Origin of the sequence: Rhodococcus sp. ACT016 (assembly GCF_050477185.1) — a bacterium.
GTDB lineage: Bacteria > Actinomycetota > Actinomycetes > Mycobacteriales > Mycobacteriaceae > Prescottella.
In genome coordinates, this window is sequence record NZ_JBEAET010000001.1 from 4710664 (window position 1) to 4732608 (window position 21945).

The window sequence follows — 21945 nt, forward strand, 5'->3', positions numbered from 1 at the left end:
CGAGAGTCTTGAGCATCGTCTTCTCCTCTAGTCGGAAGCGGCCGGGGTTCGGGGTGCCGCTGCGGCACCGTCCGATTCGGCGGTGGGGGTGGCGCGACGTCGCTCGCGTACCGGACGCGCCGGCGGCGCCGGAGTGTGCGCCACCGCGGCGGCGATCTTCTCCGTGTACTCCTCCTCCGCGAGATTGCGCCACGCGGTGAGCGAGATGTCGGGGCGGTACAACTTCTCCGGGGGTGCGTCCGTCACGCGGACCATCCACTCGTCCTGGCCCGAGAACTGGCCGTGGAACAGCCAGCGGATCGCACCGAGGTACTTGGCGTAGAAGCCGAGCTTCTTCACACCGGTCACGAAGTTGACCATGAGTCCCACGTACTGGTGGTTGTCCTCGTCGACCGGGACGTAGAACTCGTAGTGGATGAAGTTCGGGTACGCGATGCGCAGCACGCCGGGCATCGACAGCGACGCGAAGCCCGGGAACTTCTGGGCCTCGATCACCGGGTTGACCTTCAGACCCGCGCCGACGTTTCCGATCTGCGAGATCTGGGTCTCGTCGGGCTTCTTCTTCCACCAGCGCTTGTTCGACCACTTGCCGACGCCCGGGAAGTCCGCCTCCCAGTACACCTCCTCCTGCACGCGGTAGAGCCACCGGCCCTCGGGCACGATGCTGGTGATGTTCCACGTGGGCATCGGCTTGAACAGGCGCCACAACGCGGTGCGGTGCAGGTACTTGGCGTGCCCCTCGTCGAACCCGTTCTCGCACGCAAATCGCCAGTTGCCACCGCGCGGTTGGATGCGACCGCCGACGATGCCCTCGTTCTCGACCAGCTCGCGGGGCAGCTGTTCGTCGATCGGGGGCGCGGGCTCGTCCGCGATGGGGATGTACACCCACACCAGACCGAGCCGCTCCTCGACGGAGTACGTCCGGACGGAGAGCTTGCCGCAGATCTTCGAGTCGGGTCCGTCGGTGATGACGGCGGCGAGCTTGCCATCGGTCAGCCGGAACGTCCAGCCGTGGTACGGGCAGCTGACGGTGCCCGGGAACTGCTGGTCACCCTCCGACAGCGGGACCCCACGGTGCGGGCAACGGTCGTGCAGCGCATAGGCTTTGCCGCTGTCACGGATGATCGCGAGCTTCTCGCCGCAGATCGTGTAGCTCTTGGGATCCTTGGTGATGTGGCCGGACCACGTCACCGGGTACCAGTAGCCCCGGTAGCCGCTGCCGGCCTCGTTGTATCGGGGCCACGCCGTCCAGTCCTGCCGACCGGCCGCGCGCGGCCTCTCCGGGAGCGCCTGCGTGGCGTCCGGCGCCTCGACACCAGTCATGTGAAGTCCTCTCGACACGAGATCTTTTGGTACGCAGATCTTCCGACGACTCGGTCGCCCTTCCAACGGATCCGGTTCGCTCAGCAGACCGGGTTCACCGGCGGGACCACAGTGGCCTCACCGACGGCGCACACCGTGCCGTCGGCGGACCGCTCCTCGAGGTCGAGGACAACCCGGCCGCCGCGGATCTCGCGCACCGATCCGGTCACGGTCAGGGTGGTTCCCACGTACGCGGGCGCACGGTTGCGCCAGCCGACCGACGACACCGCGTCCGGATCGCCGGCGTATCGCGCCGCGGCGCGGAAGAACAGCGTGCCGTGCAACTGCGCCATCACGACCCGGTCCGCAAGCCCTTCGGTGTGCGCGTACGCGGTGTCGTAGTGGATGCGGTGCGCGTTGTGCGTGGCGGCCCCGAACCGCAACACCCGCACCGGGTCCGTTTGCAGGACAACGGGTTCGATCTCGTCACCGACCGCGTGCACTTTCGGCTGTCCGCTCATCGGACGATGAACCTCTCCGTGACGGTCGCCAGGGCACCGGCCGCGGACGCGCGGTAGGTCTTGACGACGGTGATCAACAGGAAGCGCGCGTCGCTCCGCCCCTTCCACTCGACGCGGTCGACCGTGCGATCGACATCGATGTGTTCGCCGAGCGGCGGGCCCCGGTGGAATTCGATGTCCTGCCCGCCCGCCATCAGCCGGACGTCGAGACCCGACGTTCCCGGCACCTCGTCGGCGAACATCCCGTCGGGGCGGTAGACGTCGTCGTCGGCACCGCTGGGCCCGCGGAGGAGGCTGGGCACGTACAGGGGATGCACCGCGAAGTCCGGGCGATCCGGTTCGAGGTAGCGGGGATCGTCTTCGGCGCACGCGCGCGCGAAGGCGACCGTCTCGTCGGGACGGATCGACCCGAGATCCCGGTGTTCGCGGGTGCCGATCGTCGCCGACACCCGCTCGTGGACGGTGTCCAGTGGAGTGCTCATGCGGCGACGCTAGGGGCGGCACCACCTGCGCGGCCACAGACCGGGACCACCAGACGGACCGCAATCCTTTTCGCCCGCGAGGCGATCGGGTCAGGTATGCACATGACGAATCGACCGAACAGCTTGTACGCCACCGCAGCCGGCGTGAAGTTCCACTACCACGACCTCGGCGAGGGCGCGCCCACGATCTTCCTGCACGGCGGCGGACCCGGCTGCACCGCGTGGTCCGACTTCGGCCCCGTCGCGCCCCTGTTCGCGCAGGACCGCCGCGCGATCCTCGTCGACATCCTGCAGTACGGGCTGTCCGACAAGTGCACGATCACCGGTCCGATGTGGGACTTCCACGCCGCCAAGGTGGTGGCCCTGCTCGACGAGCTCGGCATCGACCGCGCCGACTTCGTGTGCAACTCGTGGGGCGGCACCATCGCCCTGAACCTGGCGGCCAAGTACCCGGACCGGGTGCGCTCGCTGGTGATCACGGGCAGCATGCCGGTCTTCTACGGTCCGCTCGCGCCGCTGCCCGAGGACGGTCGGCGGGGGCGCAACGCCCGCGACGTCTACTACGGCGGCGAGGGGCCGACGCGCGAGAAGATGCGTCAGCTCATCACCAAGCTCGAGTGGTACGACGGCGAGCGCCTGCCCGAGGAGACCCTCGACATGCGCTACGAGCAGAGCCTCGACCCCGACGAGATGGCCCTCGCCGCGGCGTCGGACAACCCGCGCGGCGACTGGCAGGACCTCACCGCCGAGCTCGGAATGATCCAGGCGCCGGTGCTTTTCGCGTGGGGCATGCACGACGCGTTCCTCACCCCCGACTACCCGCTCATGCTGGCCCGGATGATCGAGCACGGCCACCTGTACGTGATGGACAAGGCGTCGCATCACCTGCAGGAGGAGCGGCCGCACGACTACTACACCGTGGTGACCGGGTTCCTGAACCAGCAGCATCCGTGACAGCCGACGCGCCCGCCGACACGACCAGCGAGGACGTTCGTGTCGCCGCGCCCGAGGGCGGGAGCCGGATCCGACTGGTCGTGATCCTCGGACTGCTCACCGCCCTCGGGCCGTTCACGGTGGACATGTACCTCCCGGCGCTGCCCGCGATCACCGAGGACTTCCTGACGTCGGACGCGGCCGTACAGCTCACGCTCACCGGGACCCTGCTCGGTCTGGCCCTGGGCCAGTTGGTGATCGGTCCGCTCTCCGACGTCTTCGGACGTCGGCGCCCCCTCGTCATCGGCACCTCGCTGCACGTCGCGGCGTCCCTGGCCTGCTGGTTCGCGCCGTCGATCGCGGTGCTCGGCGCGCTGCGCGCGCTGCAGGGCCTCGGCGCCGCGGCGACCGGCGTGATCGCGATGGCCGTCGTCCGCGATCTGTTCGACGGCCGCGACGCCGCCGTCGTCATGTCGCGGCTGATGCTCGTCATGGGTGTGGCCCCGATCCTGGCGCCGTCGATCGGCGGCGTCCTGCTGACGGCGGTCTCGTGGCATGGGGTGTTCCTCGTGCTCGCCGCGCTCGGGCTCGTCATGATGCTGCTCGGCGGCATCGCGATGCCCGAGACGCTGCCTCCGTCGGCCAGGGTCGGCCGGGGCATCGCACCGGTGCTCCGCACGTACGCGACACTCGCTCGCGACGGACACTTCATGGTGCTCGTGCTGGTGTGCGGGCTGGGCCGGGCCGTGCTCTGGGCCTACATCGCCGGTTCGTCGTTCGTGATGCAGGAGCAGTTCGAGCTGGCACCCGGCGTCTACGGCTTCGCGTTCGCCGCGGGTGCCGTCGTGCTGATCGGCGCGTCCCAGCTCAACGTCGTGCTGCTGAACCGCTGGACGCCGCTGGGAATATGTCTGTCGTCGCTCGCCGCGAGCACCGTGGTCGGCGTCGTCGCGATCGCCCTCGCCGCGACCGGGACCGGCGGGTTCCTCGGCTTCGCGCTGCCCGTTCTGGCTTTGCTGTGCGCCACGGGGTTCGTGATGCCGAACGCCCCGGCGCTGGCCCTGTCGCGCCACGGCGAGGCCGCGGGCACCGCGTCGGCGCTGGTGGGATTCGCGCAGTTCGGAGCGGCGGCCGTCATCGCGCCGATCGTCGGGCTGCTGGGGAACACGTCGTCGGCCATCGCGGTCGCGATGACCGGGTCGGCGGTGTTCGCGCTGCTCGCCCTCGGGACGATCGTCAGGCCGTCCGCGCGATCTCGTACAGCGCGCGGCTGACACCCTGACCCGCGGTCTGCAGTGGTCCCGAGATCCGTGCGACGTTCATCCGGGCCGTGCTCGTGGAGACGCTGATCGCCCCCGCGACGGTGGATCCCCCGGAGAAGATCGGGACCGCCGCGCTGGCCGTCCCGAGGCGGACCTCCTCGGCCTCGACCGACATCGCTTCGCTGCGGGCACGCTCGAGCTGCCGGCGGAGCATCGCCGCCGACCCCACCGTGCGATGCGTGAACTTGGCGATGCCCCGCGCGACGACCTGGTCGAACACGCAGGTCGGCGCGAAGGCGAGCAGCACCTTGCCGGTGGCGGTGACCTCGAGGGGCAGTCGGCCGGCGATGCGGGACGGCAGGTCCACCGAGCCGTGCCCGGTGATCTTGTCGATGTACAGCACGTCGAGGCCGTCACGGATCGCCAGGTGCACCGTCTCCCGGGTGATCGCGTGCAGTTCCTGCAGGAACGGGAGCGCGGCGTCGCGCAGGATCCGCTGGGTCGGGACGAGTTGCCCCAGTTCGAACAGTCTCAGCCCCAGCCGGTAGTCGGTGCCCACTCGTTCGAGCAACCCCAGTTCGACCATCTCGGCCGCGAGCCGGTGCACCGTGGCCTTGGCGACCCCACTGCGCCGCGAGAGTTCGGTGAGCGACAGCGATCCCGACTCGGCATCGAAGGACTCCAGCAGCAGGCGCACCTTGCCCAGCAGCGATGTCATCATCAGGTGCCTCCTACGATCGCCGTCCCGTTCAGCGGGACCGGTTCGCAGAGCCTACCCAGAATCGGTCAAATGTTCGTTTCAATACCAGCGGCCGCGGAAGTACCGCGGGCGGGTCAGCCGACCGTCCACAGCGGAGCCTCGCCGCGGCACACCCGCGCCACGTTGTCGGCCGTCATCTCGAACATCCGGGCCAAGGCCGTCGAACTGCCGCCCGCGATGTGTGGACTCAGCAGCACGTTGTCGAGGCCGAACAGCGGACTGTCCGCCTCGAGCGGTTCGCGGGCGAAGACGTCCAGCGCCGCGCCGGCCACCGCTCCGGACCGGATCGCGTCGGCGACCGCGACCTCGTCGACCACCGGTCCACGAGCCACGTTGATCACCAACGCCTCCCGAGGCAGCAACGCCAGTTCGCGGGCGCCGATCAGGCCCCGCGTCTCGGCCGTGAGCGGAGCCGCCACCACCACGACGTCCGATTCCGCGAGGAGATCGTCGAGCGCGAGGTGACGCAGCGCGGAGTTCTGGATCGGGCGCCGGGAGGTGTACGCGACCTCGCACCCGAACGCCTGGAAAAGCGCCGCGCAGCGCCGGTTGATGTCGCCGAACCCGACCAGCCCGACTCGCCGCTCGCCCAGGTCGCGGCAGTCCCGCTGCCGGATCGACGTCTGCGGCCACCGCCCGGACCGCATCTCGGCGTCCGCCCACCCGATCGAACGGCACAGGTTCGCGGCGGCCGCCACCGCCCACTCGGCGACCGACGCCGCATTCCCGCCGGGCGTGTTCGCCACCGGGACACCGACTTCCGACCACGCATCGACGTCGATGTAGGCGATACCGACGCCGGGCTGCTGGATCAGACGCAGATGCCCACCCAGCGCGGCCTCGGCCGCACCGAGGGGCAACTGCCCGCTCCAGTCCGCCACGACGATGTCGACCTCGGGCAGCAGTGCCCGCACCGCCGAGGCAGTGCGGGCGCCCGGACGGACGATGGATCCGACTTCGACGGCGTCGCGCACCGCCCGTTCGATCGCCGGATCCGCGGTGAGCACCAGGATCCGGTTCCGGTCGATGCCCACGTCCATTGCCGTCAGCCCCAGCGGGACTGGCCACCGTCGAGCGGGATGGTGGCACCGCTGAGATAGCCGGCGTCGCTGCTGACCAGGAACACGACAGCGCGGCCGATGTCGCTCTCGGGATCGCCGATGCGGCGCAACGGGATTCCGGCCTTGAACTCCTCGGCCTCCTCGGGGTACTCGTTGATCCACCACTCGAGTGCGGGCGAGAGAGCGTGCGGTGCAATCGCGTTGACGCGAATACCGTCCACACCCCATTCGCACGCGGCGGCGCGGGTCAGTGCGCGCATGCCCTCCTTGGTCGCGGCGTACGCGCCGTAGTTGCTCGCATCCCATCGGACCGCGGCCGACGTCACGAGATTGATGATCGACCCGCCGCCACGCTCCTTCATCGACGGGTAGCACGCCCGCATGAGGCGCAGCGTCGCGAGCGGCCCGGTCGCGAACGAACGCTCGAAGTCCTCGTCGGTGACGGACAACAGCGGCCCGGGCTTGCAGTCGTTGGCGTTGTTCACCAGGATGTCGACCCCGCCGAAATGCTCGACGGTGCGCGCGACGACGGCATCGATGTCGTCGGCGCTGCTGACGTCGCAGGGGACGGCTAACGCCTTGCCCCCGTAGGCCTCGATCTGCTCGACCGTCGTGACCAGCTTCGACTCGGTCCGGCCGGAGACGGCGATCGACGCGCCCTCCTTGGCCAACGCGTGCGCGATGCCCTGACCGATACCCTGACCGGCGCCCGTGATGAGCGCGATCTTGCCGTCGAGATTGCCCATGTGTACTCGCTCTCGAAGTCTCGTGAACTGGGAAGACCTGGTGTGACAGACCTCCAGTCGACTATTCTCAACCAAGCATTTGCTTGAGCGTGGTGTTTTCGCGAAATTGGTGACGAAAACTTCTGGGCACCAGGGATCCTCGTGGCGTCCGGCGCTCCGACACGACAGAAAGGCAGTTCGCATGAACTACCCCAACCCGATCGACTTCTCCGGTCGCGCAGTGGTCGTCACCGGCGGCACCAAGGGCATCGGCTTCGCCATCGCCGAGCACTTCCTGCAGGCGGGAGCCGACGTGCTGGTGTGCGCCCGCAACGAGCCCGAGGCCCTGCCGACCGTGGACGGCCGCAGCGCCGCCTTCCGAGCGGTGGACGTCCGCGATCCCGCCGATGCGACCGCCCTGATGCAGGATGCCGTCGACCGTTTCGGGCGCCTGGATGTGCTGGTCAACAATGCCGGCGGCTCCCCCGACGCCGACGCGGCCACCGTGTCGCCGCGCTTCGTCGAGAAGATCGTCGCACTCAACCTGCTGGCGCCGGCCTACATGGCGCAGGCCGCGAATCTCGTGATGCGCGAACAGGAGACGGGTGGTGCCATTGTGAACATCGGCAGCGTTTCGGCGCACCAGCCGCAGCCGGGCACCGCGGCCTACACCGCAGCGAAGGCCGGGCTCCTCGGCCTCACCAAGGCACTCGCGCTCGAATGGGCGCCGAAGGTGCGCGTCAACCACATCACCACGGGCCTGATCCGTACCGAGGCGGCGGCGTCGGTCTACGGCGAGGACGGCGGCGCCGCGGTCACCCGCACCCTCCCGATGGAGCGCATGGCGGTGCCGTCGGACATCGCGAAGGCGTGCCTGTTCCTGGGCAGCGACCTGTCGTCGTACGTGAACGGCGCCGACCTGGCGGTCCACGGCGGCGGCGAGTACCCGGCGCGCTACATGGCGACGCAGGTCAGCTGAGCCCGAAATGAAAACAGCTGCGGGAGCGCGATTGTGTCGAGCGCTCCCGCAGCTGAAGTTCGGCCGAATGTCACACACGTTCAGTTGGACTGAACGCGTGTGACATTCGGTCTGCGGAGGGGGTTACTTGGCGAAGGCCACGTAGCCGCCGGAGATGGCCGGCTTGCCCTCACGGACGAGTTCGAACGACAGACCCGCGGCGTCGCCCCAGCCCTTCAGCTCCGCGGTGTCACCGGGGAACATCGGAGCGGCGAAGCGGCCCTGCAACTCGGTCAGGTCGGCCGGATGCACGCCGAGTTCCTTGGCGAGCGGCAGCGTCGATGCGGCGAGCGTGCACAGGCCGTGCATGATCGGACGCGGCTGGCCGATGCCGGCGGCGGCCGCCGGATCGATGTGGATGTGATGGCGGTCGCCGGTGAGCCGGTACAGCGCGGCCACGTTCAGCGCGGTCTCGAGCTCGGCCGTCACGTTGGCCTCGCCCTCCGGCGCCGGCGGCTTGGACGGGCCGCGCTCGCCACCGAATCCGCCTGCGCCGGGCGCGAACAGGGACCAGGTCGCCACGAAGTACTCGCACTCGACCTTGACCTCGAACACCGCCGCGGCGCCCTTGTCCCAGACCTCGCCGACGCTGGCCTTGAGCGTGACCTCACCGCTGCGGGGCAGCGGCGCGAGCACCTTCAGCTCCTGCGAGCCGTGCAGCGCGGTCTTCATGTCGAAGGCACCGCGCTGCCCCAGCTCGTCGGGGGCCCACTGGGCCAGGGTCAGCGCGAACGTCGGCAGCACACGCAGCCGGTCCTCCATGACGAGGTCCAGGTCGGCGGCCTTCGCACCCACGGCGAGCGCGTAGAGGATCGCGTCGCGCTCGTCGTAGCTCACCGTGCGGGTGCCGAGGTCGACCCCACGCCAGGCGCCGGCCGGCTTCTGCTCCACTGCCGTCATTCTTAGTCCTTCCAGGGCTTCTTGTATCGGCTACTGCCGGGTCAGGCGGCGCCGAGAATCAGGCCGCTGGTGGGAACCGCGGTTCCCGCCGTGACGAGCACGTTCTCGACACCCTCGGGCTGGTTGGTGGACGTCCCACGCACCAACCGGACCGCCTCCGCGATGCCGTTGACGCCGTGCAGGTACGCCTCACCGACCTGACCGCCGTGCGTGTTGCTCGGCAGCCGTCCACCGATCTCCAGATTGCCCTCGCGGATGAAGTCCTTGGCCTCGCCGGGACGGCAGAAACCAAGTTCCTCGAGCTGCGGGAGCACCAGAGGAGTGAAGTGGTCGTAGAGGATCGCCGCATTGATGTCGTCCGGCGTCAGACCGGCCTGCGCGTAGAGCTGGCGGCCGACCAGACCCATCTCCGGGATGCCGGTGATGTCGGGACGGTAGTAGCTCGTCATCATGTGCTGGTCCTTGCCGGAACCCTGCGCGGCACCCTTGATGATCGCGGGCTTGTTGCGCAGAGTCTTGGCGCGCTCGGCCGAGACGATGACGAGGGCCTGGCCGCCGTCGGTCTCCTGGCAGCAGTCGAGCAGGTGCAGCGGCTCGGCGATCCATCGGGAGTTCTGATGGTCCTCGAGCGTGATCGGCTTGCCGTAGAACCACGCGGCGGGGTTGTTCGCGGCGTGCTTGCGCGCCACGACTGCAACCCGACCGAAATCCTCACTCGTGGCACCGTACTGGTGCATGTACCGCCGAGCGAACATCGCGACCCACTGGGCGGGAGTCGCCAGTCCCTGCGGGGTCAGCCACGCGTAGGCTGCGCGGTCAGCGGTCGAGTCCATCGGGCGGTCGTGCTGGCCCAGGCCGAAGCGCATACCGGAGCGTTCGTTGAACGCACGGTAGACCACCACGACGTCGGCGACGCCGGTCGCGACGGCCATCGCTGCCTGCTGCACCGACGCGCATGCCGCGCCGCCGCCGTAGCCGATCCGGGAGAAGAACTTGAGCTCCCCCAGCCCGCAGTTGCGGGCGACGAGGATCTCGCCGTTGGTCTCCATCGTGAAGGTGGTCAGACCGTCGACCTCGGACGGTTCGATACCGGCGTCGGCGAGCGCGGCGGTGACCGCCTCGCACGCGAGCTGCAGCTCGGAACGGCCGGACTTCTTCGAGAACTCGGTGGCGCCGATGCCGACGATCGCGGCGGCACCCGAGAGCGGGCTGACTGCCATCAGGCGTCCTTCCCTTCGCTAGCGGCCGGGTAGGCGACGGTGACGGTGCCGGACAGGTGGTTGCCGAGGCTGTTCGCGCCCACGACCTTCACCTCGACGAGGCCGTTCTCCTTGGAGACCACCTCGCCCGTCATCGTCATGGTGTCGCCCGGGTAGTTCGGGGCACCGAGGCGGATCTTCACGCGGCGCACCGTCGCGAACGGTCCTGCCCAGTCGGTCACGAACCGCCCCGCCAGCCCGTTGCTGGTCAGGATGTTCATGAACACGTCCTTCGACCCGCGCTCGCGCGCCAGCTCCGGATCGTGGTGCACGTCCTGGAAGTCACGCGTCGCGATCGCGGTGGACACGATCAGGGTGCGGGTCAGCGGGATCGCCAGTTCGGGGAGCGCCTCGCCGACCGTGATGTCGTCGTAGCTGCGGCCCGTCAACTCGATCGTGGTGGTCATCCGACCACCTCGACACCGGCGGCGAGCTGCGCACCGAGGCGCGCGAGATCGGACGCCGAACCACCGAGGGTGGCGCCGATCTGCTTGCCCCACAGCAGGTGCCGGTGCACCGGGTAGTCGGTGTCGACACCCATGCCGCCGTGGAGGTGCGTGGTGCGGTGCACGATGCGCTGGCCGCCGTCGGTGGCCCACCACTTCGCGACCAGGACCGAGGTGCCGGCGTCCGTGCCGTCGACGAGGTTCTGGGCGGCCTGCCAGAGGGTCACGCTCATCGCCTGCAGGTCGATGTAGCAGTCGGCGAGCTGGTGGTTGACGGCCTGGAAAGTCGCGAGCGGGCGCCCGAACTGCTGGCGGCCGTTGAGGTACGTGACGGCCTGCTGGACCGCACCCGAGCCGACACCGAGCTGGATCGCGGCGAGAGCGAGCTCGACGCGGCCCTGCAGCCACTGCGCGGTGGTGCCGTCCGCGGGGCCGAGCAGCTCCGCGGGAGCCGACTCGAAGGTGACGTTGCCGCAGATCTCCCAGTTGGTGGACTGCGTCTGCTCCACCGAGACACCGGCGGCGGCGAGATCGACGACGAACAGCGCCGCACCGGTCGGCGTGGTCGCCGAGACGATCGCGCGGTCCGCGACGTGGGTGATCGGGACGACGGCCTTGGCGCCGGTCAGAGTCCACTGGCCGCCGGCCTCGGTGGCGGTGGTCTGCGGGTCGCCCTCCACGTACGGACCGAACTCCTCCAGACCGATCGTCAGGAAGCTGCTGCCCTCGGCGACACCCGGGACCAGCGCGGTGCGCTGCGCGTCGGTGCCGAACTCGGCGACCGCGAGGGCCGCGAGGGCCGACTGCCAGATCGGCACGGGCGCGACGTGGCGGCCCTGCTGCTCGAGCAGCACGTACAGCTCGGGCAGGCCCATGCCGCCGCCGCCGAGATCCTCGGGCAGTGCGATGCCGAGCAGGCCCGTGTTCGCGAGTTCGCGCCACAGATCGCGGTCGATGCGCTCGTCGCTCAGTTCGACCTGCTTGACGCGGTCGATGTCGGCCTTGCTGGTGAAGACCTCGTCGGCTAGGTTGCGAATCGCCTCTTGCTCTTCGCTGAAGTTGAAGTCCATCAGGAGTCCTCCCGTGCGGCCGGCCGGAACGCGGGCAGCGTCAGATCCGGGTCGGCGTCGATCCAGTCCAGTTCCACCGGCATGTCGATCTCGACGTCCTCCGGCGCGATGCCGGTCATGTTCGCGATCAGGCGGGTGCCCTCTTCGAGTTCGACCGTCGCCACGATGAGCGGGTACTCGAATCCGGGGATCTGCGGGTGGTGGTTGACGACGAAGCTGTAGACGGTGCCACGGCCCGAGGCGTCGACGGTGTCCCAGTCGAGCGACTGGCACGCACCGCACATCGGTCCCGTGGGGTGGCGCAGCACGCCGCAGTTGGTGCAACGCTGGATGACCAGACGGTGCTCCTTGGCGGCCTCGAACCAGAAGGCGTTGTCGACGTTGAGCGCCGGACGCGGACGCAGGCCCGGGATCGGTCCCGACGACTTCTCTGCCTTCTCCGCCGGCTTCTCGGCGACCTTCTCGCTGCCCTTCGGCTTGAACCGCAGGGTCCGCCAGCGCTGCGTTGCGACGACCTCGTCGTCACCACTGTGTCCATTCGCGGCACCGCCGCGGCGGTAGGTCTTGAGCGTCGTGACGAAGTGGCCGGTACCGAGGCCCGTCTTCTTCTCCTCGGAGATGTCCTCGATCACCTCGGTGAGCGAAACCCGGTCGCCGGGGCGCAGTTCCACGAAGAACTCGAAATCCGAGTCGGTCGCGACGACGGACGTGAAGCCCTCGTCGTCGAGCGTGGCGATCAGATCGGTCCACACCTGCGACGGATCGTTGTTGGCCATCTTGTCGTTGAAGGTGCGCATCGTCCACACCTGCGCCATGAGCGCGGGTGCGACGGCGCCGTCCCGACCGGTGGCGCGGGCGGCCTCGGCGTCGAGGTAGATCGGGCTGGTGTCGCCCATCGTCTCGACCCAGTGGCGGATCATCGGGGTGTTGACCTCGTCCGGACCCCACGTCGTAGGCGTCAGGACCTGACCCTCGAATGCCTTGAGCTTGGTGAGGAATTCGCTCACTTGACCCTCTTCTCACGCGCGAGGCCCAGGCCCATCGTGCCGACCATGTCGCGCAGGACCTCGTTGACGCCGCCGCCGAACGTGTTGACCATGCCCTGGCGGGAGATCTGCTCGATCTGGCCGGCCAGCAGCGCGCCCGGGGATTCGGGGCGGATGCGGCCCGCGGCGCCGAGGATGCCGAGCAGCGTGCGGTACACGTCGATGTGGGTCTCGGTGCCGTACGCCTTGGTGGCGCCGGCGTCCGCACCGGAGAGCGTGTCTGCCGCGACGGCGGCCGTCATCTTCCAGTTCAGCAGGCGCATCGCCTCGAGCTTCGCGTGCGTGCGCGCGAATTCCTGCTGCACCCACGGGATCTCGATGGCACCGTTCTCCTTGGCCCAGTCCAGGACCTGGTGCCACAGGCCGTAGGTGCGGCCGCCGATCGCGGCGAGGCCGATGCGCTCGTGGTTGAGCTGCGCGGCGATCAGCTGCCAGCCACCGTTGACCTGCCCGATGACGTCCTTCTGCGGAATCCGGATGCCGCTGTAGTACGTCGAGGTGACCATGAGGCCGCCGACGGTCGGGATCGGCGACCACGAGAAGCCCGGGTCGTCGGTGGGGACCACCAGGATCGAGATGCCCTTGTGCTTGGGGGCCTCCGGATCGGTGCGGCACGCGAGCCACACGTAGTCGGCGGTGTTGGCGCCGGACGTGAAGATCTTGTTGCCGTCGACGACGAAGTCCTCGCCGTCGGCGACCGCGCGGGTCTTGAGCGACGCAAGGTCGGTGCCGGCCTCGGGCTCGGTGTAGCCGATCGCGAAGACGATGTCGCCCGCCAGGATGCCCGGCAGGAAGCGTTCCTTCTGCTCCTCGGTGCCGTACTTCATCAGCGTCGGGCCGACGGTGTTGACCGTGACGAACGGGAACGGCAGACCGGCGCGCTGCACCTCGTCGAAGAACACGAACTGCTCCTCGATGGAGCGGCCCTGTCCGCCGTACTCCTTGGGCCAGCCGATGCCCAGCCAGCCATCCTTGCCGAGCAGCTTGACGACCTCGCGGAAGTACTGGCCGCCCACGCCCTCCTCGCCGGCTTTGCGGCGCTTCTCCTCGGGCAACAGCGCCGCGAAGTACGCACGCAGCTCCTTGCGGAGCGCGAGCTGTTCGGGGGATTCCCTCAAATCCATCGTTAATTCTCCCTAACAACAAACGACTGACAATCGACGCCATCGAACAAAGCAGACAGCCGCCTCGGGTGACGACTGTCTGCCTGCGTTGTTTCCGGACGCTAGCCAGCGTGCCGACCTGCCGGGGCGCACGTCTCGCCCAGCGGGAATCGTCCGGACCCGAATTCGATCAGACCAGCCCACGACGTTCCGATCAAGCCCTGATCTCGTCGGATCCGGACGATCCGACCGTCAGTTCGCGGTCCGATCCACCAAATCACTCACCAGCTTGGGCGCCCAGACCACCCGGCCGAGGAAGCGCTCGGCCTCCGGTGCGGTCGCGAGCCACACCGCGGCGTCGGCCGGAACCGTCGCCGGAACCGAGTCGAACCCGGCGTCCTCGATCTTCTCGGTGCCACCGCGGGCCTTGCCGGACTCGGTGACGACGAAGCCGGGGCTGAGGTTGAACGCGCGGATGCCGCGGCCCCGGTACTCGGCGTTGACCGCACCGGCGAGCCGCCCGAACGACGCCTTGGAGGCGGCGTACGCCACGCCCCAGCCACCCTCCCCGGGCGCGGCCGGCGGATCGGTGGTCGCCGACCCGGACACGAGATCGACGATCACCCCGTCGCCGTTCTCGACCATCGACGGCAGCACCCGCTGGATCAGCGCGAGCTGGTTCAGGTAGTTGCCGCGCACCATGACCTCGGCGTCGTCGAGGCGAAGGTCGAGGATGCGCTCCATGTGACCGGCCGTCTGCGCGTAGGCGTTGTTGACGAGGACGTCGATTCGACCGCACACGCGCAGCACCTCGTCGGCCGCACCGACCACCGATTCCACGTCGAGCAGGTCCATCTGGATCGGCATCGCCCGGACACCGAGCGACTCGATCTCGGCGGCCGTCGTCTCGAGGCTGCCGGGCACCGCGATGAGCGCGTCACCCTCCGCGCGGGTGCGGGGCGTGACGGCCCCCTCCCCTTCGCGGACGGTGCGCGCCGTGATCGCGACGTCGAAACCCTTGCGCGCGAACGCGAGAGCGATCTCGCGCCCGATTCCGCGGCTCGCGCCCGTGACGAGGGCGACCTTGCGGGTCGTCATCTCACACGCCCAGGAAACGCTGGCGGCCGAACGACACGAACTCGGCCTCGAGCGCGGCCTTGTCCTCGTCGGTCATCTGCTTGTAGACCGGCTCGCCGCGACCCTCCCAGCGGTACACGGGCTCGTCGGTGCGCCACAGCTCGGCCTGCAACTCGCGCTTGAGGACCTTGTTGGAGCCGGTGATCGGCAGGTTGGTGGACACCCGCACGAAGCGGGGGGTCGCCTTGGTGCCGAGATCGTCCTGGCCGGCCAGGTATTCGGCGAACTTGACGGCGTCGAAGCCGTCGAGCGACTCGACCTCGATCGCGGCCATCACCTGGTCGCCCGAGCGCGAGTCCGGGATCGCGTACACACCCGTCGCAATGACCTCGGGGTGACGACGGAGCACGCGCTCGATCATCAGCGCCGACGTGTTCTCGCCGTCGACGCGGATCCAGTCACCCTTGCGGCCGGCGAAGTAGATGAAGCCCGCCTCGTCGATGTAGCCGAGGTCGCCGGTCCAGTACCAGCCGTGCTTGATGCGGTCGGCGTCGGCGGCGTCGTTCTTGTAGTAGCCCTCGAACGCGCGCGCACCCTCCTTGTTGATCATCTCGCCGATGGCCTCGTCCGGGTTCAGCACCCGTCCGTGCTCGTCGAGGATCGCGTGCACGCACTCCTCGCGCGTCTCCGGGTTCACGATGGCGATGCCGGCGTGCGCGGGACGACCGAGCGCGGCCTCCGGCGCCTCCGGGTCGAGCTTGACCGAGCCGGCGCCCTCCGACGATCCGTAACCCTCGAACAGTTCGGCCCCGAACCGGCGCACGAACTCGACCTTGTCCTCGGGCGACGCCTCGGTGCCGAAGCCGCGCTCGAGCTTGTTGTCCTTGTCGTCGGGCTGCTCGGGCGTCGCCATCAGGTAGGCCAGGGCCTTGCCGACGTACGTGAAGAACGTGGCGCCGAAGAACTTCACGTCGGGCAGGAAGCCGGACGCGGAGAACTTGCGTGCCTCGGGCAGGCAGACGGTGGCGCCGTTCGCGAGCGCCGGAGCCCACAGCGCCATGAGCGCGTTGCCGTGGAACAGCGGCATGGGGCAGTAGTCGACGTCGTCGCGCTTGTGGCCGTACTTCTTGGTGTTGGCGTACGCCAGCCGCGACAGGCGCCCCTGACTGCACTTGACGCCCTTGGACATTCCGGTGGTGCCGGACGTGAACAGCAGCAGGAACAGGCTGAACTCGTCGATGCCGTCGGTCATAGCCGGCTCGACGCGGTGGGCGTCGATCCGCTCCCGGTAGTCGGGGGCGTCGACGAGGATGAACCGATCCTCGGCCAGGCCGAGATCGAGACCCTTCAGCTTCTCCATGCCGGCGGCGTCCGTGACGATCAGCTGGCAGTCGACGTAACGGATCTCGGCCTCGAGCTCGGCGGCACCGCGGGTCGGGTTGATGCCGACGATCGTCGCGCCCGTCAGGGCGGCGCCACCGAGCCAGAACAGGAACTCCGGCACATTCTCGAGCAGGACGCCGATGTGGAACGGCCCGTCGACACGGAGCGACCGGGCCAGGTCACCGCACGCGGCGCTCTCGCGGACGACCTCGTCCCACGTCCAGTCCTGCTCGCGGGTGCGGAGACCGAGGTGCTCGTCGCCGACGCGATCGAGCAGCATCTCGGCAATCGTGGTGCGTTCCAACTCATTCTCTCCTGTCGAGGCGCCGGTGGGCGCGGTCCAAATGACTGTCCGAAGTTCCGGCATGGTGACCGGAACCGAGGTTCACACAGTGAAACCGACCATGCGGTTGTACTGCATGGTCCGTCCCACCCCTCGGGCAGCGTTCTTCGGCGAAAAGTAGCCCTGGGCTGTCGCGCGGATCACCGTTAGTCTCGCTGAGTGGTAACTCCCCCCGCAGAAGCTTCGCGACGTGAGAAATTGCGGTGAGAAACCCGTCACATCCCACGTTCCGAGGTCGGGACCTGGGCGTTCACCAGCAGCTGGTGACAGGAATGACACTGTGACATGGATGAAAGGTCACTCATGACTGCCCCCGCAGATCCGCAACTGCTCCTGGATCAGGTCATGTCCCGTCTCACCGGCTCCGGCGGACCGTTCGAGATCGTCGAGGAAGAGGTCCTCGGCACCCGCATGCCGGTGATGAAGAACCGGAACAAGGCCGTAGGCGATCTGCTGGCCGAGTCCGTCAAGTGGGGCGACCGCGACTACCTCGTCACCGAGGATCGCCGGGTGTCCTACACGCAGCACGCCGCCGACGCCTACGCGCTGGCAGCGGCCCTGCAGGAGCGGTACGGCGTGTCGAAGGGCGACCGTGTCGCGATTCTCGCCGCCAACACCCCCGAGTGGGTCACCTCGTTCTGGGCGACGCAGGCGCTCGGCGCCATCACCGTCGGGCTCAACGGATGGTGGGTTCCCCGCGAGATCGAGTTCGGCCTGCAGCACAGCACGCCCAAGGTCCTGATCGTCGACGCCAAGCGCGCGGCCGGCCTCACCGACGTCGACACCACCGGCGTCACGGTGCTGACGATGGAGGAGGATCTCCCCCGACTGTTCGCCGAGTTCGCCGGCGCGAACCGCCCCGCCGTCGAGGTGGACGAGGACGATCCGTCCGTCATCCTCTTCACGTCCGGAACGAGCGGTCGCCCCAAGGGCGCGCTGCACTCGCACCGCAACCTGCTGGCCGTCGTCGACTACCACCGCTACAACGGCGCGATCATGGCTGCGTTCACGGGCAAGCCGTTCGATCCGAACGTGCCGACCCACATGCGCGACCTGCTCACCTCCCCGCTGTTCCACATCGCGAGCCTGCACAACTTGGCGGTACCGCGCCTCGCGATGGGCGGCGCACTGGTCATCAACCAGGGCTCGTTCGACGTCGACAGGATCCTCAGCCTCATCGAGCGCGAGCGGGTGACCAACTGGGGTGCCGTCCCGACGATGGCCTCGCGCCTGCTCGAGCACGGCAACCTCGACAAGTACGACCTGTCGTCGCTGACGGCGTTCTCGCTCGCGTCGGCGCCGTCGTCGGTCGCGTTCAAAGACCGTCTGCGTGAACAGGTTCCGTTTGCCCGCAACGCGCTCGTCGACAGCTACGGGCTCACCGAGTGCAGCACCGCGATCGCCGTGGCCACCTCGGCCGAACTCGAGGAGTACCCGGGCACGCTGGGCCGCCCGATCATCATGGTGAGCATGGAGATCCGCGACCCGTTCGGCGAGTGGCTGCCCGACGGCATGGAGGGCGAGGTGTGCGTGCGCAGCCCGTTCGTCATGCTCGGCTACTGGAACGACCCCGACGCGACGGCAAACTCGATCACCTCGGACCGCTGGCTGCGCACCGGCGACTACGGCGTCGTCGAGAACGGGCGCCTGCGCCTCACCGGACGTCGCTCGGACCTGATCCTGCGCGGCGGCGAGAACGTCTACCCGACGGAGATCGAGCAGACCCTCGACGAGCACCCGGCGGTGCAGGAGTGCGCGGTCATCGGCTCCCCGCACCCCGACCTGGGCCAGGAGGTCTCTGCCGTGGTCGTGGTGGTCCCCGGCGAGACCGTCACCGAGGAGGAACTGCGGGAGTTCGCGGCCGAGCGCCTGTCGTACTTCAAGGTGCCCACGAAGTGGCGCATCACCAGCGATCTGTTGCCGCGCAACGCGACCGGCAAGATGGTCCGCCGAGAGATCCACGTCTGATGGCCGCCTGGACGGTCGAACGCCTCGGTGCCGTCGAGACGATCCGCGACCTCTCCCACCTCTACACGCACCTGATCGACGAGGCGCGGTTGGAGGAGGTCGCGGATCTGTTCGCGCACGCGGTGTACGGGCAGTGCGACGGTGCCGGGACGCCGCTGGGGCCGGTGCGGGACTCCGACCCCGCCGGCGTGCTGGACGCGTGCCGCAGCTTCATCCAGATGCACGGCACACCGCCGCGGCCGCGGACCAAGCACGTCGTCACCAACCTCCGGGTCGATGTCGCCGACGACTGCCGCACCGCCACGTCCCACTCGTACTTCACGGTGCTCCAGGCCACGGAAAACCTTCCTCTGCAGCCGATCCTGGCGGGGCGCTATTTCGACGCCTTCGCCGTCCGCGACGGTGAGTGGGTGTTCACGCAGCGACTCACCTGCATCGATCTGGTCGGGAACCTCAGCGAGCACGCCCAGCGCGCCCTGTGAGAATCGTGCCCCTCCAGTCGATCTCGATGAGGAAGTATCCGTGTACACAGCTGTAGCCCTGCTCGACGTGCGGGCTCCGGGCGTGGCCGACATGTCCAAGACCATTCAGTTCGTGGTCGACGAGCTCACGACGACAAGCGGGCTGCCGAACGCGTAGCCGCAGAACAGGAGCACCATGCAGGTCGGTCTGAACATTCTCGGAGCCGAGAACCTCTACGCCGGACGGATCCGCCCGGTGCTCGACCTGGCCGCGGCGGCGGACCGCGCGGGTGTCGACATGATCTCCACCGGGGATCACATCGGCTTCAACGCGGCCGCCCACGCGGACAGGGTTCGCACACACAACTTCCCGTTCCCGATCGACCACGACTGGTACGAGCCGCTGTCGTTGCTGTCGTCCGTCGCCGCCGTCACGGAGCGGGCACTGCTCAACGTGTCCGTCCTCATCGCGACGGTGCGGCCGCCGGTGCTGCTGGCCAAGCAGATCGCCACCCTGGACCGACTGTCCGACGGCCGGGCCGCGATCGGCATGGGTGTCGGCTGGCAGGAGGCCGAGTACACGGCCACCAACATGCCGTTCGATGCCCGGTTCGGCCGCATGGAGGACACGGTGCGCGCGTGCCGCGAGCTGTGGACCGAGGCTCCGGCCACCTTCCGAGGCCGCGAATACTCGTTCGAGGACTTCCACGCCCGGCCGTTCCCGGTCCAGGACCGGGTGCCGGTGATCTTCGGATTCGGCCCGAGCCGGCGCAACTTCGAGCGCATCGCCCGCGTCGCCGACGGGTGGACGGTCAATCCCGCTGACATGCAGACCTTCTCGGACAGCGTCGCTCTCCTCCGTGACACCTTCGAGGCGCACGGTCGCGACCCGCACTCCCCGATCGTGCAGGTGTCGGTGTCGCCGCAACGCCGCGCCGACGGCACCGTCGACCTCGACGCCACCGCCGACAAGACCCTGGCGTGGCATGCGGCCGGCGCAACCGTCGCAGTGTTCCGACCCGCAACTTTCTGCACAGTGGGAGAAGAGGTTCAGGAGTTGATCGACTGGGCGGTAGGACTGAAGGCCGAGATCGAGAACACTGCGGAGGCGAGACGATGACGACGGTGGACAGAGAGACGGCGATCGCCGAACTGCTCGACAAGCAGGCCATCTACGAAGTGGTCATGCGCTACTGCCGCGGCATCGACCGCCTCGACTTCGATCTGGTGCGCGACGCGTACCACCCCGACGCGATCGACCACCACACCGGATTCGACGGCGACGTGGACGATTTCATCACCTGGGTGGAGCCGAAGCTGCGGGCGATCGGCGGCACGATGCACCACATCGGCAACCACCTCGTCGAACTGCACGGCGATTTCGCGATCAGCGAGTCGTACTCCACTGCGGCGCACTGGGGCGGCGGCGAGGGCATCGGCATGGTCAACTTCACGAGCGGCTGCCGCTACGTGGACCACATGGAACGCCGCGACGGCAAGTGGGCCATCGCCGAGCGCTGGGCGGTCCGCGAATGGACCCGCTCCGACGCCGGCCGGCTCACCCTGCCGGAGGGCGACGGCCCGCGCGGCCGCCGCGACGGCACCGACCCGCTCGACGCCCTGCGCACCCGGCTGGGCTGAGCCTGTCACCACCGCGTGCTGTACTGGCGCCGTGCACCGCGAGCACCCGTCACCGGTCGTCCCCGGCGCAACCGTGTGGCACACCGTCCGCACCACCGACGGTGAAGTGCTGCCCGACGGTTGCATGGACCTGGTGTGGCGGGACGGCGATGTGGTGATCGCGGGGCCGGACACCCGGCCGTTCACGGTCACCGCATCGCCCGTTCCCGGCGTCGGACTGCGGTTCCCACCCGGGCTTCTCCCGCACCTGCTGGGCGTCCCGGCCTCCGAGCTGCGCAACCTCCGGGTTCCGCTCGCCGACGTCGTCGGCCACCGCGGCGCCGCAGCCCTCACCGGCCTGGACCCCGCCGACGCGGCGGACGCCTTCGAGACGTTCGGCCGATCGCGCCTGGCCGAGTTCGGGGCCGCGGACCGGACCGTGACGGCGGCGGCGCACCTGCTCGGGACGGGCGCGCCGGTCGCCGACGTCGCCATCGCCGCGGGGCTGTCCGCCCGGTCACTGCACCGGTTGTCGACCCGCAGTTTCGGGTACGGGCCGAAGACCCTGTCCGGCATCCTCCGCCTGCAGCGGGCGCAGGATCTGGCGGTGTGCGGTGTCCCGTCCGCCGTGGTGGCGGCCTTGTGCGGCTACGTGGACCAGGCGCACCTCATCCGCGAGTCCCGACGCATCACGGGCCGCCCGTTCGGGGAGTTACGTCAGGCCGGCAGCGGCGCAAACAGGTCCACCCCGTTGCCGTCGGGATCTGCCACCGTCGCATAGCGCTGCCCCCACGGGGCGTCGAACGGCTCGACCTCGCCGTGTCCGGCCAAGGCGAGCCGCGCCCACACCTCGTCCACCTGCGCCGGACTTTCGCACTCGAACGCGAGCGAGACGCGGGAGTCGCCGGTGGGCGGGGTGTACGGGCCGCCGAACGACTCCACCACCTCGACGGTGTCCCACATCAGGCGCACTGCCCCGGCAACCACCTCGACGTGCGGCTGCGACTCGGCGTCGGCGGGGATGTCGAGGCCGAGCAGACGATAGAAGCGCAGGGACGCTGCAAGATCCGTGGTCACCAAACCGATTGCGTTCAACTGAGGAATCATGCGACCAGGTTAGGCGGCGGCCACGGTCCCGCGATTGGATTTTTCGGACAGTCGGCGATCGCGGGCAGTGGCCTGCACACCTACTTGCCGCGCTGGAA

Annotated in this window: 23 protein-coding genes; 8 read left to right on the plus strand and 15 right to left on the minus strand. The window is 69.0% G+C overall.

The annotated features are described in order from the left end of the window. Positions 1 to 27 precede the first annotated feature (27 nt). The 3 genes from ACQ5DX_RS21545 to ACQ5DX_RS21555 all read right to left on the minus strand — a co-directional run bounded on the left by ACQ5DX_RS21545 (position 28) and on the right by ACQ5DX_RS21555 (position 2305). Positions 28 to 1323, minus strand: a complete 1296-nt coding sequence (locus tag ACQ5DX_RS21545; RefSeq protein WP_430334514.1) for an aromatic ring-hydroxylating oxygenase subunit alpha — start codon at positions 1321 to 1323, stop codon at positions 28 to 30. A gap of 80 nt (positions 1324 to 1403) precedes the next feature. After that, complete coding sequence (locus tag ACQ5DX_RS21550; RefSeq protein ID WP_430334515.1) at positions 1404 to 1823, minus strand: acyl dehydratase; 420 nt, start codon at positions 1821 to 1823, stop codon at positions 1404 to 1406. Beyond that, on the minus strand, positions 1820 to 2305 hold the full coding sequence (locus ACQ5DX_RS21555) for a hypothetical protein (protein WP_430334516.1): 486 nt from the start codon (positions 2303 to 2305) through the stop codon (positions 1820 to 1822). The genes ACQ5DX_RS21550 and ACQ5DX_RS21555 overlap by 4 nt, the downstream gene beginning before the upstream one ends. A 102-nt stretch (positions 2306 to 2407) precedes the next feature. On the opposite strand from ACQ5DX_RS21555, the gene ACQ5DX_RS21560 reads away from it, so the two are divergent. Then, positions 2408 to 3259, plus strand: coding sequence for an alpha/beta fold hydrolase (locus tag ACQ5DX_RS21560; protein WP_430334517.1), 852 nt, complete (start codon positions 2408 to 2410; stop codon positions 3257 to 3259). Beyond that, positions 3256 to 4512, plus strand: coding sequence for a multidrug effflux MFS transporter (locus ACQ5DX_RS21565; protein WP_430334518.1), 1257 nt, complete (start codon positions 3256 to 3258; stop codon positions 4510 to 4512). The genes ACQ5DX_RS21560 and ACQ5DX_RS21565 overlap by 4 nt, the downstream gene beginning before the upstream one ends. Here ACQ5DX_RS21565 and ACQ5DX_RS21570 read toward each other — a convergent pair. From ACQ5DX_RS21570 to ACQ5DX_RS21580, 3 genes are all read right to left on the minus strand, one after another. Continuing rightward, a complete protein-coding gene (locus ACQ5DX_RS21570; protein ID WP_430334519.1) occupies positions 4475 to 5221 on the minus strand; it encodes an IclR family transcriptional regulator in 747 nt (248 codons plus the stop codon). The genes ACQ5DX_RS21565 and ACQ5DX_RS21570 overlap by 38 nt on opposite strands. 113 nt (positions 5222 to 5334) lie before the next feature. Then, positions 5335 to 6294, minus strand: a complete 960-nt coding sequence (locus tag ACQ5DX_RS21575) for a 2-hydroxyacid dehydrogenase (protein ID WP_430334520.1) — start codon at positions 6292 to 6294, stop codon at positions 5335 to 5337. A gap of 11 nt (positions 6295 to 6305) precedes the next feature. Further along, complete coding sequence (locus tag ACQ5DX_RS21580; protein WP_430334521.1) at positions 6306 to 7067, minus strand: SDR family NAD(P)-dependent oxidoreductase; 762 nt, start codon at positions 7065 to 7067, stop codon at positions 6306 to 6308. Positions 7068 to 7248: 181 nt separating this feature from the next. Here ACQ5DX_RS21580 and ACQ5DX_RS21585 point away from each other — a divergent pair, with 181 nt between their 5' ends. Next, positions 7249 to 8025 (plus strand): SDR family oxidoreductase, encoded by a 777-nt coding sequence (locus ACQ5DX_RS21585; protein ID WP_430334522.1) that lies wholly within the window; start codon positions 7249 to 7251, stop codon positions 8023 to 8025. A gap of 123 nt (positions 8026 to 8148) precedes the next feature. Here ACQ5DX_RS21585 and ACQ5DX_RS21590 read toward each other — a convergent pair whose 3' ends face one another. The 8 genes from ACQ5DX_RS21590 to ACQ5DX_RS21625 form a co-directional block, all read right to left on the minus strand. Further along, the gene (locus ACQ5DX_RS21590) at positions 8149 to 8964 is read right to left on the minus strand and encodes a MaoC/PaaZ C-terminal domain-containing protein (protein ID WP_430334523.1); all 816 of its coding nucleotides are present in this window, start codon (positions 8962 to 8964) and stop codon (positions 8149 to 8151) included. Between the two features lie 41 nt (positions 8965 to 9005). Beyond that, complete coding sequence (locus tag ACQ5DX_RS21595; RefSeq protein ID WP_430334524.1) at positions 9006 to 10184, minus strand: lipid-transfer protein; 1179 nt, start codon at positions 10182 to 10184, stop codon at positions 9006 to 9008. After that, positions 10184 to 10630 (minus strand): MaoC family dehydratase, encoded by a 447-nt coding sequence (locus ACQ5DX_RS21600; protein ID WP_430334525.1) that lies wholly within the window; start codon positions 10628 to 10630, stop codon positions 10184 to 10186. The genes ACQ5DX_RS21595 and ACQ5DX_RS21600 overlap by 1 nt, the downstream gene beginning before the upstream one ends. Beyond that, entirely contained in the window at positions 10627 to 11739 is a 1113-nt protein-coding gene (locus tag ACQ5DX_RS21605) for an acyl-CoA dehydrogenase family protein (protein ID WP_430334526.1), read from the minus strand. Before ACQ5DX_RS21605 ends, ACQ5DX_RS21600 begins: the two co-directional genes overlap by 4 nt. Then, positions 11739 to 12746 (minus strand): bifunctional MaoC family dehydratase N-terminal/OB-fold nucleic acid binding domain-containing protein, encoded by a 1008-nt coding sequence (locus tag ACQ5DX_RS21610; RefSeq protein WP_430334527.1) that lies wholly within the window; start codon positions 12744 to 12746, stop codon positions 11739 to 11741. Before ACQ5DX_RS21610 ends, ACQ5DX_RS21605 begins: the two co-directional genes overlap by 1 nt. Then, positions 12743 to 13909, minus strand: a complete 1167-nt coding sequence (locus ACQ5DX_RS21615; RefSeq protein ID WP_430334528.1) for an acyl-CoA dehydrogenase family protein — start codon at positions 13907 to 13909, stop codon at positions 12743 to 12745. Before ACQ5DX_RS21615 ends, ACQ5DX_RS21610 begins: the two co-directional genes overlap by 4 nt. A gap of 231 nt (positions 13910 to 14140) precedes the next feature. Continuing rightward, positions 14141 to 14986 carry an SDR family NAD(P)-dependent oxidoreductase gene (locus ACQ5DX_RS21620; protein ID WP_430334529.1) on the minus strand — a complete coding sequence of 282 codons (846 nt, stop codon included), beginning with the start codon at positions 14984 to 14986 and terminating at the stop codon, positions 14141 to 14143. A 1-nt stretch (position 14987) separates the two neighbouring features. Then, positions 14988 to 16628: an AMP-binding protein gene (locus ACQ5DX_RS21625; protein WP_430335767.1), complete on the minus strand. Its 1641-nt coding sequence runs from the start codon at positions 16626 to 16628 to the stop codon at positions 14988 to 14990. Positions 16629 to 16994: 366 nt separating this feature from the next. Here ACQ5DX_RS21625 and ACQ5DX_RS21630 point away from each other — a divergent pair, with 366 nt between their 5' ends. From ACQ5DX_RS21630 to ACQ5DX_RS21650, 5 genes are all read left to right on the plus strand, one after another. Then, on the plus strand, positions 16995 to 18659 hold the full coding sequence (locus ACQ5DX_RS21630; RefSeq protein ID WP_430334530.1) for a class I adenylate-forming enzyme family protein: 1665 nt from the start codon (positions 16995 to 16997) through the stop codon (positions 18657 to 18659). Next, the gene (locus tag ACQ5DX_RS21635) at positions 18659 to 19141 is read left to right on the plus strand and encodes a nuclear transport factor 2 family protein (RefSeq protein WP_430334531.1); all 483 of its coding nucleotides are present in this window, start codon (positions 18659 to 18661) and stop codon (positions 19139 to 19141) included. The genes ACQ5DX_RS21630 and ACQ5DX_RS21635 overlap by 1 nt, the downstream gene beginning before the upstream one ends. A 175-nt stretch (positions 19142 to 19316) precedes the next feature. Continuing rightward, positions 19317 to 20240 carry a TIGR03619 family F420-dependent LLM class oxidoreductase gene (locus tag ACQ5DX_RS21640; RefSeq protein ID WP_430334532.1) on the plus strand — a complete coding sequence of 308 codons (924 nt, stop codon included), beginning with the start codon at positions 19317 to 19319 and terminating at the stop codon, positions 20238 to 20240. Positions 20241 to 20245: 5 nt separating this feature from the next. After that, entirely contained in the window at positions 20246 to 20761 is a 516-nt protein-coding gene (locus tag ACQ5DX_RS21645) for a nuclear transport factor 2 family protein (RefSeq protein ID WP_430334533.1), read from the plus strand. Positions 20762 to 20792: 31 nt separating this feature from the next. Next, entirely contained in the window at positions 20793 to 21521 is a 729-nt protein-coding gene (locus tag ACQ5DX_RS21650; RefSeq protein ID WP_430334534.1) for a helix-turn-helix domain-containing protein, read from the plus strand. On the opposite strand, the gene ACQ5DX_RS21655 is transcribed toward ACQ5DX_RS21650, so the two are convergent. Continuing rightward, positions 21458 to 21847, minus strand: coding sequence for a VOC family protein (locus ACQ5DX_RS21655; RefSeq protein ID WP_430334535.1), 390 nt, complete (start codon positions 21845 to 21847; stop codon positions 21458 to 21460). The genes ACQ5DX_RS21650 and ACQ5DX_RS21655 overlap by 64 nt on opposite strands. Positions 21848 to 21945 lie beyond the last annotated feature (98 nt).